The 15,310-nt window shown below is 61.7% G+C and carries 15 protein-coding genes and 1 pseudogene; 10 read left to right on the forward strand and 6 right to left on the reverse strand.

What is annotated here, in order from left to right; all coding sequences use genetic code 11:
* Positions 1–429: 429 nt before the first annotated feature.
* A complete protein-coding gene (locus NKK47_RS02125; RefSeq protein ID WP_352570211.1) occupies positions 430–717 on the reverse strand; it encodes a GIY-YIG nuclease family protein in 288 nt (95 codons plus the stop codon).
* 248 nt (positions 718–965) lie between these two features.
* Positions 966–2,294, reverse strand: coding sequence for a DNA polymerase IV (locus tag NKK47_RS02130; protein WP_352574945.1), 1,329 nt, complete (start codon positions 2,292–2,294; stop codon positions 966–968).
* Positions 2,295–2,362: 68 nt separating this feature from the next.
* Between NKK47_RS02130 and NKK47_RS02135 the strand changes: the two genes are divergently transcribed.
* Both NKK47_RS02135 and NKK47_RS02140 read left to right on the forward strand, forming a co-directional pair.
* On the forward strand, positions 2,363–2,938 hold the full coding sequence (locus NKK47_RS02135) for a GNAT family N-acetyltransferase (RefSeq protein WP_352455641.1): 576 nt from the start codon (positions 2,363–2,365) through the stop codon (positions 2,936–2,938).
* Between the two features lie 302 nt (positions 2,939–3,240).
* On the forward strand, positions 3,241–4,581 hold the full coding sequence (locus NKK47_RS02140; RefSeq protein ID WP_352575047.1) for a hypothetical protein: 1,341 nt from the start codon (positions 3,241–3,243) through the stop codon (positions 4,579–4,581).
* Positions 4,582–4,766: 185 nt separating this feature from the next.
* Here the strand turns inward: NKK47_RS02140 and NKK47_RS02145 are convergent, their stop codons facing one another.
* Entirely contained in the window at positions 4,767–5,066 is a 300-nt protein-coding gene (locus NKK47_RS02145; protein ID WP_352455643.1) for a DUF3572 domain-containing protein, read from the reverse strand.
* A gap of 217 nt (positions 5,067–5,283) precedes the next feature.
* Between NKK47_RS02145 and NKK47_RS02150 the strand changes: the two genes are divergently transcribed.
* From NKK47_RS02150 to NKK47_RS02185, 8 genes and pseudogenes are all read left to right on the forward strand, one after another.
* Complete coding sequence (locus NKK47_RS02150; protein WP_006334976.1) at positions 5,284–5,655, forward strand: response regulator; 372 nt, start codon at positions 5,284–5,286, stop codon at positions 5,653–5,655.
* Positions 5,656–5,688: 33 nt separating this feature from the next.
* Entirely contained in the window at positions 5,689–7,062 is a 1,374-nt protein-coding gene (locus NKK47_RS02155; RefSeq protein WP_023679987.1) for a PleD family two-component system response regulator, read from the forward strand.
* 462 nt (positions 7,063–7,524) lie between these two features.
* On the forward strand, positions 7,525–8,259 hold the full coding sequence (locus NKK47_RS02160) for a FadR/GntR family transcriptional regulator (RefSeq protein ID WP_023679986.1): 735 nt from the start codon (positions 7,525–7,527) through the stop codon (positions 8,257–8,259).
* Positions 8,256–9,443, forward strand: a complete 1,188-nt coding sequence (locus NKK47_RS02165) for a PLP-dependent transferase (protein WP_352455644.1) — start codon at positions 8,256–8,258, stop codon at positions 9,441–9,443. The genes NKK47_RS02160 and NKK47_RS02165 overlap by 4 nt, the downstream gene beginning before the upstream one ends.
* A 29-nt stretch (positions 9,444–9,472) precedes the next feature.
* A pseudogene (locus NKK47_RS02170) lies at positions 9,473–10,751 on the forward strand (ABC transporter substrate-binding protein).
* A 214-nt stretch (positions 10,752–10,965) separates the two neighbouring features.
* Positions 10,966–11,889, forward strand: coding sequence for a carbohydrate ABC transporter permease (locus NKK47_RS02175; RefSeq protein ID WP_352455645.1), 924 nt, complete (start codon positions 10,966–10,968; stop codon positions 11,887–11,889).
* The gene (locus NKK47_RS02180) at positions 11,889–12,737 is read left to right on the forward strand and encodes a carbohydrate ABC transporter permease (protein WP_352574947.1); all 849 of its coding nucleotides are present in this window, start codon (positions 11,889–11,891) and stop codon (positions 12,735–12,737) included. The genes NKK47_RS02175 and NKK47_RS02180 overlap by 1 nt, the downstream gene beginning before the upstream one ends.
* Positions 12,738–12,741: 4 nt before the next feature.
* Positions 12,742–13,809, forward strand: coding sequence for an ABC transporter ATP-binding protein (locus NKK47_RS02185; protein ID WP_352455647.1), 1,068 nt, complete (start codon positions 12,742–12,744; stop codon positions 13,807–13,809).
* Positions 13,810–13,877: 68 nt separating this feature from the next.
* On the opposite strand, the gene rpmG is transcribed toward NKK47_RS02185, so the two are convergent.
* The 3 genes from rpmG to NKK47_RS02200 all read right to left on the reverse strand — a co-directional run bounded on the left by rpmG (position 13,878) and on the right by NKK47_RS02200 (position 15,246).
* Positions 13,878–14,045, reverse strand: coding sequence for a 50S ribosomal protein L33 (gene rpmG, locus NKK47_RS02190; protein WP_006201775.1), 168 nt, complete (start codon positions 14,043–14,045; stop codon positions 13,878–13,880).
* A gap of 319 nt (positions 14,046–14,364) precedes the next feature.
* On the reverse strand, positions 14,365–14,733 hold the full coding sequence (locus NKK47_RS02195) for a YybH family protein (protein ID WP_352455648.1): 369 nt from the start codon (positions 14,731–14,733) through the stop codon (positions 14,365–14,367).
* 51 nt (positions 14,734–14,784) lie between these two features.
* A complete protein-coding gene (locus NKK47_RS02200; protein ID WP_352455649.1) occupies positions 14,785–15,246 on the reverse strand; it encodes a YqfO family protein in 462 nt (153 codons plus the stop codon).
* Positions 15,247–15,310 lie beyond the last annotated feature (64 nt).

The raw sequence follows: 15,310 nt of genomic DNA on the forward strand, positions 1-15,310 counted from the left end.
CGGGATCGGCCGAAACTTCCCCAACTTCGTCATCCTTGGGCGAAGCAGGAGCGAAGCGCCGTCGCGGAGACCCTGGGATCCATGCGGTAACCTTAGCCGAAGAGTGCAGCGGAGCACAATTCCGCACCGCGGCAGCGCTCTGATGTCGCGGCATGGATCCAGGGGTCTGCGCCGCGTCGCTTCGCTCCTTGCTCCGCCCCAGGATGACGAAGCGATGGGCGTTTGCGCTAATCGCTAAGCCGATCGGCAGCAACCGTCGATAGTTCTGTCAGCGGCCAATTTCAGTGGCAAACCGCTAACTTCGGAGATTGGCTGAAACATCCCTCCAATTCGTCATCCCAGGGCGGAGCAAGGAGCAAAGCGACGCGGCGCAGACCCTGGGATCCATGCCGTTACCACGCGGCAGTGCGCCTGCGGACCAGAACCGAACTACCACCCCGTTCCGCGAAAAAGCTCGAACCACTCTGGATTGGTCTTCTCGATCAGCTCGATCTTCCACTGCCGCGGCCAGCGCTTCAGCGACTTCTCGCGCTGAATGGCGTCACGAATGTCGAAATGTTCCTCGTACCAGACCAGGCGCTGCACGCCGTAGCGGCCGGTGAAGCGCGAACCTTGGCCGGATTTGTGCTCCGGCATGCGGCGGCCGAGATCGTTGGTGACGCCGATGTAGATCGTGCCGCGCTTCTGGCTCGCGGTCATGTAGGTATAGCCGGTCATGGCTGAAGGGTAGCTGGCACAGTTGCGGATACAAGCGCCGTTCTGAGCCGCTGTATTCTTCGGCTGACGTCACGGCATGGATCCCAGGGTCTCCGCGACGTCGCTTCGCTCCTGCTCCGCCCTGGGATGACGAAGACGTGGTGGCTTATCGCTAATCGCAACCTTGGAGATTGGCAGCCCGATCGGCAGGCTCCCATCCACAGCCCTTTCAGGCTCTGTCAAAGAACCAAAACCTCTTTGCAGAGGAACTAGTCCTCGACCGGTTCGGGCGGATGGGCATCGCGGCCCTTGCCGAAGGTATAGCCGGTTTCCACCGCCCTGCGGCCGAACTTGCCGCGCAGCGTGTCGATGGCGCCTTCGGCCATGGCGCGCTTGCGTGACTGGACGTCGACCAGGTCGGGCGGGTCCGCCCGGTCATCGTCGGAGAGATCGCTGACGCCAATGCCGAGCAGCCGGTATTTCGTGCCATCCGCTTCCTTGCGCAGCAGCTCGAGCCCGGTCTGAAAGATGCGGTCGGCCAGCCGGGTCGGATCGCCGAGTTGGCGATTGCGCGTGCGGATCTTGAAATCCTGGGTCTTCAGCTTGAGGACGACTGTGCGTCCGGCAATGCCGGATTTCTTCAGCCGGGCCGAGACTTTTTCCGACAGCGCCCTCAGCACCGAAACCAGTTCGTCGACGGAGGCGATGTCGGTATCGAAAGTGGTTTCCGCCGAGACGCTTTTCGCGTCCTGGTCGGGAACGACGCGACGGTCGTCCTCGCCGCGCGAAAGCCGGTAGAGCCGGTCGCCCATGACGCCGTAGCGGCGCATCAGATCGCCACGTTCCATGCGCTGCAACTGGCCGATGGTGCGGACGCCGTCGCGCTCGAGCGTGGCGGCAAAGGCCTTGCCGACCCCCCAGATCAGCGTCACCGGCTGCTCGGCCAGGAAGCCGATAGACTCGGCCTCGCCGATCACCGAAAAGCCGCGCGGCTTGCGGAAGTCCGACGCCACCTTGGCCAGGAACTTGCAGTAGGAAAGACCGGCCGAAACGGTGATGCCGATCTCCTTTTCCACGCCGAGTGCGAAGCGCGCCAGCACCACCGCAGGCGGCAGGCCATGCAGGCGCTCGGTGCCGGCGAGGTCGAGAAAGGCCTCGTCGATCGAGAGCGGCTCGACCAGCGGCGTCAGCGCCTGCATCATGGCGCGCACCTCGCGGCCGACGCGCACGTATTTTTCCATGTCCGGCGGCAGGACCACCGCTTCCGGGCAGGCTTCGAGCGCCTTGAACATCGGCATTGCCGAGCGCACGCCGTGGATGCGGGCAATGTAGCATGCGGTGGAGACAACGCCGCGCTTGCCGCCGCCGATGATCAATGGCCGGTCCTTCAACGCCGGGTTGTCGCGCTTTTCGACCGCCGCGTAGAACGCGTCGCAATCGATATGGGCAAGGCGCAGCCGGTAGAGCTCCGGATGGCGGGCGAGCCGTGGACTGCCGCAGCGCTCGCAACGGCGTGCCTCGCTGCGCTGAAAACTCAGGCAGTCGCGGCAAAAACCGTGTTCGGGATTGTTGACAGGGGCCGCCATCGCTGCGAACATAAAGAGAACAAATGCAATGGTACGTCAGGACGGACGCCACGACAAGGCGGTGGGCCGGGAGAGAGCTCATGAATACGACCATAGCGCCGCTAGTGCCCGAGCTTTGGGCGGATTTCGAAGATCTTTTCGGTAGGCAAGGCGCCTGCTACGGCTGCTGGTGCACACATTTCCGGCTGTCGCCCGCAGCGCGCCGCGCGAGCAACCGGGAACGCAACAAGGACCACATCAAGGCGCGGATCGAGGCCGGGCCGCCGCCCGGCCTGTTGGCTTTCGAGGGTGGCCAGGCGGTCGGCTGGATGCAGATCGGCCCGCGTGCCGACGTGCCCGAATGGAACAACCAGGGCAGGGGGTCGGCGCCGATCGACCCCGCCGACGCCAGCGATCCGGGTGTCTGGGCGATCTCCTGTTTCTTCATCCGGACCAAGGCGCGGGGCAGGGGCGTGTCGCACCGTCTGGTCGCGGGCGGCATCGAGTTCGCCCGCCAGAACGGCGCGCGGCTGATCGAAGCCTGCCCGATCGATCTATCGAAGGATTCGCGCTCGATCGGGCTGTTCGTCGGCTCGTCGCGGGTCTTCGAAAAGGCCGGGTTCCAGCGGTTGGTCGAACGTAAGCCAGGCCGACCGCTGGTGCGGCTGGTGCTGTAACAGCCGCCGCAACACATAGGCCTTCTCTTGCGGCTGCGATGGTATTTGCCTACCAGTGATGACGGCTTGAGGGCCGCGATTAAGTGAGGATCGACATGAAGCGCGTTTTGCCACTTGTTTTGCTTCTTGCCTGCAGCGCACCGGCCTTCGGCCAAGCGGTCGACAGGCAAGGCGCGAAGCAGCTTTCCGACGATCTGGCGCACTACATCGGCAAGAAGCTGTTCGATATCGGGTTCGTGAAAATTTCAGTCGACGGCGATGCCTACAAGCTCGCTTTCGACTTCAAGCCAGTCACGGATTTGATGGCAAAGCAGCAAGCCTTCAAGTTCGACGTCACGCCTTACTTCATCTTGGTCAAGCCACGCAAAGACGGTCAGTGGGACGTTTCGGCGGACGTGTCCCCGAAGGGGTCTGTTGATTTCGTCGGTCCGGAGGGGCCGCAGCACATCGACTTTTCCATTTCAAACAACAAGTTCACCGCTATCTATGCCCCTGATCTGGCGGCCTTTGTGAACGCCTCGGGTTCCACTTCGGGCGTCACGATGAGTGTAAAAAGCCCGCTGCAGAATGTGGAAGCCTCTGCGGATGGCGGCGCTGGCAGCATGAGCGCGACGAAATCAGCGAATGGCGGCATAGATTTTGCGTATTCACAGACAATGACCGCCTTTGCCGAAACCGTCAGACTGGACGATCCCAAGAGCGGTCTGAAATTCTCATACAATGTCAAATCGCCGCACGCGGCGGTGGATGCGACCGGCAAGGGTTTGCGGACAAAGCCGCTGCTCGACCTGCTTGCTTTCATCGTGGCGACTGATGATGCAGCCAAATTCAAGGCGGATGAGGCGGAGTTCAAATCGCTTCTGACGGCAGCACTGCCATTGTGGGAGCGGATCGACGGCACCTACGGCTTCAAGGACTTTGTGGTGGAGAGCCCGGTGGGCAAGTTCGGTGCGACGCAACTGAATACCGCCGTCGGCATGGACGGCATCGCCAAGGACGGCAAGATCAACTACGCGTTCAGGGTTTCCGGCCTGACAATACCACAGCAGGTGCTGCCCAGCTGGAGCGTTGCGTTGCTGCCGACGGATATCGACCTCAACTTCGGCGGCGCCAACATCGATCTGGACAGCATGGCGAAGAAAATCATCGAAACCCTTGATTTCAGCAAGGATCCACCGCTGCCGGCAGATTTCGGCAACCAGATCTCCGCCGATTTCCTGGCCAAGACGCCAAAGGCCATTCTCGGACACAGCACGATCAAGAACGGCAACATCGAGATTGCGATGGAAGGTGAAATGACGTTCCCCGGCAAGAAGCCCGAGGCGAGCATGACCATCGATGTCGCGGGCTATGACAAGATTGTGGAGGCTCTGCAAACGGCGGCCAAGACCGAGCCGGAAGCGGCGCAGTATTTCCCGTTCGCACTCGCCGTCAAAGGATTTGGCAAGGCACTGCCGGATGGTCGACTGGAATGGGTCGTCAACGCTAAGGCAGACGGTTCGGTCACGGTCAACGGCGCCATGCTGAAGCCGGCCGATGCCGTTCAGGACAACCCCATCATGGACCCAAGCGAGGCTACTGTTCCGGATCATGGCTCGGGCGAGAATGACAATGGCGGGGCAGGGGCGAAGTTGAAACCCTAAGTGCCGAGCTTGGAGCGGTTCATCGTTTCACGGAAACGCCGAACCGCTCCATGTCTTTGTTTTTTGCGCAATTCCGGACGGAAAACCGTTTCACACTTTTCCTGGAATTGCTCTACACGCGGCTGGCGTCAAAGCCCGAGTGCACTCACGATTTTCGGCGCGGCGATCTGTCTCGGGATCGCCGCTTATATCGAATGCTCATGATTATCGTCGCCGAGCGGCAGCGCCCGCAATGCCTTGCCGACTGCGGCGGGCGGCGTTCCGGTCTCCTCGGAAAAACGCATCAGCGTCGGCTCGTGGGCAAGGATGAACTGCAGCACGCCGGCCAGGAATCCCGGCTCGCCCGCCGCCCGGCGGATGGAATGGGCTTCGATGCCGGTGATCGCCAGGAAGCGGGGCAGAAGTTCCGGATCGGCGGCGACGAAGCCCAACGCCTTTACGGCAACCGTTTCCGCTTCCTCGCGCATTGACGCTGCGTTTGCCATTGCTACCTTCCTTCATGGGCGGAATCGTTCTGTTTTCGCAGTAGTGGCAAGTGTCGCCGGCAGCAAGCTCGCCGACCTGGAATCCGAACGCTTTTAGGGCGGCCGGTTTCCGTTTCGTCAATCATATTGCCGTATAGTGGGAACAGGTTTGGTGCGTGCCGACAAGGGGCGCATGACGGCACCCTTCGCGTGGAAGGCCAGCCGGGACGGGAAATCGATGCCAAAGAAGGTTATGATCGTCGAAGACAACGAGCTCAACATGAAGCTCTTTCGCGACCTCATCGAAGCGAGCGGCTACGAGACGGTGCGCACACGCAACGGCCTGGAAGCGCTGGATCTGGCGCGGCAGCACAGGCCGGACCTCATCCTGATGGACATCCAGCTGCCGGAAGTGTCGGGCCTCGAGGTCACCAAATGGCTGAAGGAGGACGATGATCTTCACGTCATCCCGGTCATCGCCGTCACCGCCTTCGCGATGAAGGGGGACGAGGAGCGCATTCGCCAGGGCGGCTGCGAGGCATATATCTCCAAGCCGATCTCGGTGCCGCGTTTCATCGAAACCATCAAATCCTACCTGGGCGATGCCTGATGTATCTTTCCAGCCGAGCCGGAGCTTTGTGAAATGACCGCGCGGATCCTCGTCGTCGACGACATCCCAGCAAATGTCAGGCTGCTGGAGGTTCGGCTGCTCGCCGAATATTTCGAGGTCCTGACCGCCACCAACGGGCCGGACGCGATCGAGATCTGCGAGAACGGCAAGGTCGACGTCGTGCTGCTCGACGTGATGATGCCCGACATGGACGGGTTCGAGGTCTGCCGGCGGCTGAAGGGCGACCCGGCGACATCGCACATCCCTGTCGTGATGATCACCGCGCTCGACCAGGTTTCGGACCGGGTGCGCGGCCTCGAGGCCGGCGCCGACGATTTTTTGACCAAGCCGGTCAACGATCTGCAGTTGATGACGCGCGTCAAGAGCCTGGTCAGGCTGAAATCGCTGACCGACGAGCTGCGGCTGCGCGCCTCGACGACACGCAATATCGGCATCGAGGAGCTTTTGAGCCGCAACTTCGCTGCCGACGACGCGGTGCCGAAGGTGCTGCTGGTCGACGAGCGCAAATCCTCGTTCGAGCGCATCCAGAAGATGCTGCGCGGCAGTGCCGATCTCGACGTCGCCAACGATCCGCATGCCGGCTTCTTCCAGGCCGCCGAGCAGCCGTATGAATGCGTGATGATCTCGACGGCCTTCGCCGATTTCGACCCTCTGAGGCTCTGCTCGCAATTGCGCTCGCTCGATCGCACCCGTTTCCTGCCGATCATCCTTCTGGCGGACGAGGGCGAGGAGGGGCGTATCATCCGCGGCCTCGAACTCGGCATCAACGATTATCTGATGCGGCCGATCGACCAGCAGGAGCTGACCGCGCGGCTGCGTACGCAGGTGCGCCGCAAGCGCTACAACGACCAGCTTCGCGCCAGCGTCACCCAGACCATCGAGATGGCGGTGACCGATGCCCTGACCGGCCTGCACAACCGCCGCTATCTCGACAGCCATTTGCAGACGCTGTTCGACCGCGCCGTGGCACGGCGCCGGCCGCTGTCGGTGATGATCACCGATCTGGACCGCTTCAAGAGCATCAACGACGCGCATGGCCATGACGGCGGCGACGACGTGCTGCGCGAATTCGCGCGGCGGCTGCGCAAGAATGTGCGCGGCATCGATCTAGCCTGCCGCTTCGGCGGTGAGGAGTTCGTCGTGGTGATGCCGGACACCGACGGCGCGGTAGCCGAAAAGGTCGCCGAGCGCATTCGCGCCGAAATCGCCCAGCTGCCGTTTGCCGTCGGCACCGAAGGCAAGGCCGTCGAAGTCACCGTCAGCGTCGGCGTGTCGTCGGTGCTGAAGGGGGTAGACACGGTCTCGGCGCTGATGAAACGCGCCGACCTCGCGCTCTACGAAGCCAAGAGCGGCGGCCGCAATCGCGTCGTCGCCAAGGCGGCTTAGCACCGAACACCAATTGCCGGGTCAACGCGACAAGGTTACGAATTTACCTTAATCCAAGCGATTTGCGAGGCTTGGTTAAGAAACGGTTGATTTCCATAAGTTGTTGCGCAAATGTGCAGCCCTTAGACGTAACCGGCACGAGGCTAGATCGCCGGTTCGACCCGAAGAATACCCCATGATGCTCAGGTCCGCCGCATCTCCTGGGTCCGTGGGGTCGGCCGGCCGGCGCTGGCACATAGTGGCCTCCTCGTACCGCTGCCAAACGCCGGCCGGCCCCCAATTTTCAAAACACATCAGGATTCTACGCCAAGACCAGGAAAACGCTTGGTTTTTGTTGCGGCAGCGACAGCGCCCTTTGAAATAGCCGGCTGGGCAGAGCCTATGCGCCCGCAGTCGGTTGACAGGGCCTGTCTTCTATGCAGAAATTGGTTGGACCATTGAGCCATTTGGTGACCCGTTGGCATGACCGAATTCGGCCTTTCCCCCATACAGGCAACTGCTCGCGACGACGCGGTGCTCAAGGCGCTGGCCGGCTTTGTGATGCGGGAAGCTCTCGGGCCCGGCCAGAGACTGCCGACCGAACGCATCCTTGCCGAGCGCCTCAAGGTGAGCCGCAACACCGTGCGCGAGGCGCTGACGCGCTGGGAAGGGCTCGGCCTGGTCGAACGGCGGCAAGGCAGCGGCACCTATCTCAAGGGAGTGGTCTCGCTGGACATGCTGCACATGCCGCTGACGCTGGCCGGCGGCAATGATTTCACCAGCCTGATGCAGACGCTGGAAATCCGCCGGGCACTGGAAGCGGAAGCCGCCGCCCTGTGCGCCGTCCGCGCGGGCCAGGCAGATCTCGTCGAGATCGGGCGCAAGCTCGACATTATGGAGCAGGCCTTCCACACCCGCGCCGGGATGTCGGCGGAGGAGGACTGGGAATTCCATCAGTCGATCTACCGCAGTTCCGGCAATCCGCTGTTCGAGCAGATCATCGCCGCCATGCACGAACTGTTCCATCGTTTCTGGGAGCATCCGCTCGGCGTGCGTGATTTCGGCCACGCCAGCTTTCCTTACCACCGCACCATCTACGAACGCATCGCCGCGCACGATCCGGAGGGGGCCCGGGCCGAGGCGCTCAAGCTGATCGCCACCGTCGAGGACGATCTGAAGCGCGGCGCGGCCAAACTCGAACTTTCAGGCCAGAAATGAGCGATCATCCCGCCGGTTTCGAAAACGACTATCTCGCCGAGGCAGCGACGCTTCTCGCCCATGACGAGCCTTTCCCCGGCGGCGCGGTGGTCCCGCCGATCTACCAGACTTCGCTCTTCACCTTCGCCAACTATTCCGAGATGGCCGACACATTCGCCGGCAGGCGACGTCAGCCGATCTATTCGCGCGGCGACAACCCGACGGTCATGGAGTTCGAGGCGCGTGTCGCCGCTCTCGAAGGCGCGGAGGCCGCGCGCGGCTTTTCCAGCGGCATGGCGGCGATCAGCGCCACGGTGCTTGCTTTCGTCGGTGCCGGTGAGCGCATGGTTGTCGTGCGCAATTGCTACGGCGATGCCTACCGGCTGTTCGAACGGCTTTTGCCACGGCTCAACATCAAGGTCGACTATGTCGACGGTTCCGATCCGGATGCGGTCGCGGCAGCACTTCCCGGCGCCAAGCTGCTCTACCTGGAAAGCCCGACGTCGATGATGTTCGAGCTCCAGGACATAACCCACCTGGCGCGGCTGGCCAAAGAGCAGGGCATCATCACCTCGATCGACAATTCCTGGGCTACGCCGGTGTTCCAGAAGCCGATTTCGCACGGTGTCGATCTGGTGCTGCATTCGGCCTCGAAATATCTCGGCGGCCACAGCGACACCGTCGCCGGTGTGGTGGCCGGTTCGGCCCCCCATATCCGACATATCAACGAGCAGACCTATTCCTATCTCGGCGGCAAACTTTCGCCTTTCGAGGCCTGGCTGTTGCTGCGTGGCCTGCGCACATTGCCGCTGCGGTTGCCGCATCACATGAAGAGCGGGCTGACCATCGCCGAACGGCTGAAAGCGCATGACCATGTCGAGCGGGTCAACCACCCGGCCTATTCCAACCATCCAGGCAAGGCGACGCTTGCCGGCTATGCCGGGCTGTTCTCGTTCGAAGTGACGGAAGACGTCGACATCCCGGCTTTCGTCGATGCGCTGAAACTCTTTCGCATCGGCGTCAGCTGGGGCGGCCATGAGAGCCTGGTCGTTCCGGCAAAGGCCTCGCTCGAGCAGACGCCGGGCCTGAATTCGATGGCGCGCTTCGGCGTCAGCCCACGAACCATCCGCTTCAGTGTCGGATTGGAAAGTGTCGAAGACCTGTGGGCGGATGTTGCCCGGGCCTTCGACAGAGCAAAAAGATAAAGGAGCCGTTCAAAATGGGAGTGCTGAACATGAAAAAACTGAGCATCCTTCTTGGTGCCGTCGCGGGTCTGGCGATTTCCGCCGGCAGCGTGCTGGCCGATTCCACGGTCAAGATGGTCGAGGTCATCACCAGCCCGCCGCGTACCGAATTCCTCAAGAAGCAGATCGCCGAATTCGAGGCGGCCAATCCGGGTGTCAAGGTCGAGCTGGTATCGCTGCCCTGGGGCCAGGCGTTCGAGAAGTTCCTCACCATGGTGCAGGCCGGCGACACGCCCGACATCGTCGAGATGCCGGAACGCTGGATGGGTCTCTATGCGACCAACGGCCAGCTCGAGGATCTCGGGCCATACCTGGCCAAATGGGACGATGCCAAAACGCTGGGCGAGCGTGCCAAGCAGTTCGGCTCGACGGTCGATAACAAGCAGTACATGATCCCTTACGGCTATTACCTGAACGCGCTGTTCTGGAACAAGAAGCTGTTCAAGGAGGCCGGTCTGGACGGTCCGCCGGCGACGCTCGATGAATTCGTCGAGGACTCCAAAAAAAATCTCGGCGATACCGGGCAAATACGGCTACTGCCTGCGCGGCGGCCCGGGCGCCTTCAACGGCATGCATATGTTCATGAACATCGCAGCCGGCAAGGGCGGCTATTTCAACGAGGACGGCACCTCGACCATCAACGAGGAAGGCTCGGTCAAGGGCCTGCAGATGCTCGCCGACATGTACAAGAACGGCCTGGCGCCGAAAGATGCGGTGAGCTGGGGTTTTAACGAGACCGTCACCGGCTTCTACAGCGGCACCTGCGCCATGCTGAACCAGGATCCTGACGCGCTGCTCGGCATCGCGGACAAGATGAGCGCCGACGATTTCGCCGTGGCGCCGATGCCGGTCGGGCCGAGCGGCAAATCCTATCCGACGCTCGGTTATGCCGGCTGGGCGATGTTCGCCAATTCCCAGCACAAGGACGATGCCTGGAAGCTGATGGCAACGCTGTTGTCGCCCAAGGACAATCTGGAATGGGCAAAGGAAGTCGGTGTCATTCCAATCCACAACGGCGCCGACCAGGACGCCCACTTCAGGACCGAGCAGTTCAAAGGCTGGTTCGAGGAACTGAACAACGGCGACAAATACGAGATGGTGACGCCTCCGACGCATCTGGAAAACCTTGGCAATTTCGTAGACCAGGTGGCGATCAAGAATTTTCAGGAAGTGCTTCTTGGCCAGAAGGCGGCCAAGGACGTGGCCGACGAATGGGCCAAGTTCCTGACCAAGGAACAGCAGGACTGGCTGGCCAAGAACAAGAAATAGCTTTTGTTCCTTCTCCCCGTTCACGGGGAGGGGGTGTCACGACGTGACGGATGAGGGGCGGCGCCAACCCGACTTGGCTCGCGCTGCTTCTCATCTGCCTGCCCGTCCTCCGCAGCAGCTGCGCTGCAGCTGCGGAGGGTGGACCGGCATCTCCCCGTAAACGGGGAAGGCGCTGTCGCCAGCCCGTGCTTACCCAGGAGACGATCAAGTACCAATGACCTATGCCGTGTCCGAAATCCGATCCGCCGGCAGGCCGCGAAAGAAGCGGCTATCCCATGCCGCGATCGAGCCTTGGCTCTATCTCAGCCCGGCGATCGCGCTGCTGGTCGTCGTGCTCCTGGTGCCGCTGGTTATCGGTGTCGGCTACTCGTTCCGCAAATTCTCCGCTTTCAAATCCGAATATGTCGGGCTTGGGCAGTATCAGGCGATGCTGTCGGATCCTGTGCTCGGGCAGGCGCTCGTCAACACGCTATGGTGGACGGCAGCCAGCCTGTTCTTCCAATTTTTCCTTGGACTTGGCCTGGCGCTGCTGCTCGATACGCCGTTCCGGGGCAGAAAGATCGTGCAGGCCGTGGTGTTCCTGCCTTGGGCGGTACCGTCCTTCCTCTCGGGCCTGACCTGGGCCTGGCTGTTCAACCCGATCATCGGGCCGCTGCCGCATTGGCTCTACGCCTTGGGGCTGAAAGCCGAGCCAACCAACGTGCTCTCCGATCCCTCGACAGCCATGTGGGGGCCGATCGTCGCCAATGTCTGGTTCGGCATTCCCTTTTTTGCCGTCACGCTTTTGGCGGCGTTGAAGTCGATCCCGTCAGAACTGCATGAGGCGGCGGCGATCGACGGCGCCTCGCCGTGGCAGCGCTTCACCAAGGTGACGCTGCCGTTCCTGGCGCCGACCATCGTCATTACCGTCATGCTGCGCACGATATGGATCGCCACATTCGCCGACCTGATCTTCGTCATGACCGAAGGCGGGCCTGCCGGTTCGACCGCCACGGTGCCGGTCTATATCTATGTCAGCGCGTTCAAGTCACTGGATAAGGGCTATGCCTCGGCGGTGGCGGTGCTGCTGCTTGTGCTGCTCATCGTCTATGCGATTGCGCTGATAGGCATCCGCCGCTCGCTGGTGAGGCACGTCTGATGATTGCCGGACGCTCCGTCTCCTCGCGCATTCTCGGCGGCATCGGCCTTTACGGCGCCATCGCCGCCTATATGGCCTTCGCGCTGTTCCCGATCTTCTGGACGTTGAAGATCTCGGTCACGCCGGAGCGGCTGCTCTATTCCGAAGGCATCACTTTCTGGCCGTCGCAAACGACGCTGCAGAACTTCGTCACCGTGCTCGAAGCCACCGATTTTCCGCGCTATTTCCTGAACAGCGTTATCGTTTCGGTGTCGACGGCAGCCTTCGTAACGGTCATTGCCACGCTGGCCGGCTACGCCATGTCGCGATTTTCCTTCCGCGGCAAGGCGACCCTGGCCATCCTGCTTTTGCTCACCCAGACTTTTCCGCTGGTGATGGTCATTCCGCCGATCTACCGCATCATGGGACAGATCGGCCTCGTCAACAGCCTGACCGGCCTCGTCATCATCTACACCGCGTTCAATACGGCCTTTGCGACCTTCCTGATGCAATCTTTCTTCGACGGCATCCCGCGAGACCTGGAAGAGGCAGCCATGATCGACGGCTGCACGCGCCTGCAGGCGATGCGCAAGGTGATCGTGCCGCTGACGCTACCCGGCATGGGCGCGACGCTCGGCTTCGTCTTTACCGCCGCCTGGAGCGAGTTGCTGTTTGCGCTGATGCTGATTTCCAGCGACGACCAGAAGACCTTCGCGGTCGGCCTGCTCACCTATATCGGCAAATTCGCGGTCGACTGGGGACAGATGATGGCTGCTTCCATCCTGGCGCTGATCCCGGTCTGCGTCTTCTTTGCCTTCCTGCAACGCTACCTCGTCACCGGCCTTACCGCCGGTGCCGTCAAGGGATAGATCGATGGCCTCCGTTACACTCGACAAAGTCCGCAAAGACTATGGAGCCGTGCGCGTTCTGCACGCGGTCGATCTCGAAATCGCCGACGGCGAGTTCGTCGTTCTGGTCGGCCCGTCCGGCTGCGGGAAATCGACACTGCTGCGTATGATCGCCGGGCTGGAGGAAGTCTCCGACGGCGAAATCCATATTGGTGAGCGCCTGGTCAACGACATTGCGCCAAAGGACCGCGACATTGCCATGGTGTTCCAGTCCTACGCGCTCTATCCGCACATGGACGTGTCGAAGAACATGGGTTTCAGCCTGATGCTGAGAAAGGCCGGCAAGCCGGCGATCGATGCAAGGGTGGACAGTGCCGCCAAGCGGCTCGGGCTCGGTGCGTTTCTGCAGCGCCTGCCGCGGCAATTGTCTGGCGGCCAGCGTCAGCGCGTCGCCATGGGCCGTGCCATCGTGCGCGACCCGAAGGTCTTTCTCTTCGACGAGCCGCTTTCGAACCTCGATGCCAAGCTGCGCGTTCACATGCGTGCCGAGATCAAGGCGCTGCACCAGCAATTGAAGACCACTTCGGTCTATGTCACCCACGACCAGACCGAAGCGATGACAATGGCCGACCGCATCGTCGTCATGCATGACGGCCTCGTCCAGCAGGTCGGTGTGCCGCTCGATCTGTACGACCGGCCGGTCAACATGTTCGTCGCCGGGTTCATCGGCTCGCCCGGCATGAATTTTCTGCCTGCCGTGGTTGAAAAGGGCGCCAAGCCGGATGCCATCCTGGCCGACGGCCAGAAGCTGAGGCTGCCGGACGGCATGCCGCTCAGGGATGGCGATGCGATCACCGTCGGCTTGCGGCCCGAGCATATCCGGCTCGCCGACAATGGCGCGCTGAAGGGCGAGGTGGGTGTCGTGGAGCCGCTCGGCCTGTCCACCCAGTTCTATGCCGGGCTTGCCGGCCAGCAGGTCTGCGTGTTTGCCATGGGCCGGGCCAGCGTGAAGCCGGGTGAGGCCGTGCGCCTATCGGCTGATCCGGCATCGCTCCATCTGTTCGATCCGGCAAGCGGCGATCGCATCGGCTAATCCTGCATCCCGAAATGAAAAACGCCGCCCGGAAGGCGGCGTTTCGGTACCGCGAGAGAAAACCCCGATTACTTGATCTTGGTTTCCTTGAATTCGACGTGCTTCTTGGCGACCGGGTCGTATTTGCGGAACGACAGCTTGTCCGTCTTGGTGCGGCTGTTCTTGCTGGTCACGTAGAAGAAACCGGTGTCGGCGGTCGACAGAAGCTTGATCTTGATGTTTGCGGCTTTGGCCATGATGTTCGTCCGTTAATGTTCGTGGAGTTTTGGCCGCTGGAGCACGGGAAACACCCGGACGCGGGAAACTTGCCGCGACACATAAAGAACGCGCCCGGAAAGTCAACCCTTGTCCAGGTTCTGTGTCGTAAGCAGATGAGTTGTCCGGATTAGGTGGCACATGAGTTGTCCGGGTTTATTGCCAGCCGATGGAGGCTGGGGACGAAGCGGACATTGATGTGCTACCAAAACCCGACAATTTGATTGGGTGCCGACAGCCGCGGGAGGCTCCTGTGTGCCTCCGGCCGTCCTCCGGGTGGCGTCTCAGTTTGAATGCTAGCTATGAGTATCGAGCGATGGACGGCTGATCGATCACCCAAAGCCAGTTCCCGTCACCTTGCCGGCGAGCGATTTCCGCAGTAACGGTGCCATCGGCAAGGCGCGTGGAAGTGAGCGCCAAATCCCTGTTGATGATAGCCGGACGCTGATCTCCGAGATCAAACTTTCGTCCCGCTGCCACCAACTTGGCGTAAAATCGGCGGATGGCATCTCTGCCGCAGGCCAACTGTCCGTTGCCGGTAGCGAGGATGGCACCGGGTTCGTAAAGAGCAGCCATTCCTTCCGCGTCTCCCGCTTGCTCGCGAGAAACCAATAGCCGCGCCAGGTCCTGGGGATCGCTTGCCGGTTTGCGGTTTGCTTCATCATTCATCGGCAGGCTTCCTGACAGCCAAATTCAAACCGAGATACGACCAGGTTCCGGTCACTCCGCCGCGACGGTTTCCCGTTGCAACGCCTTCTTCCAGTCTCCCGTCGTGTTCCACCAGCGGTTCGGGTTGGCGCGGTCGTCGAGACCCTTGGAGCGGCTGGCAAGCAGTGGCTGAATGCGGATCACCGGCTCCTGATAGCTGTGAACCTGGTAAATCGCTTCGACGACGCGAGCGGCGAGCTTCTGGTCGTCAGGCAGTTCGAACGACACCTCGACAGTCCCTGGCCGCCTGCGCAATTCCGTCTCGGCGCCGGCGGCGGCACCTTCAAGCGGCCGGTAGCGTTCGATGCCGTCCGCCGACTGGAAAGCATTGCTGTCATATTTGCCCATTCCGAGCGGTACGATCGCGACCACCGCCTCCATGATGCGGTCGACATCGGCTGCCGGTGCCTGAAAGGTCACCAGCAGCAGCAATTCCATCCGCAGCGATTTCGTTTCAAAGCCACTATCGATCATCCGAGGTCTCCCTGCTATGCATTTTGGGGGAGCATATACTCGAGCCCTCCTGACATGGTTGTGT

Source organism: Mesorhizobium sp. M0019, assembly GCF_040323975.1.
Taxonomy (GTDB): Bacteria; Pseudomonadota; Alphaproteobacteria; order Rhizobiales; family Rhizobiaceae; genus Mesorhizobium.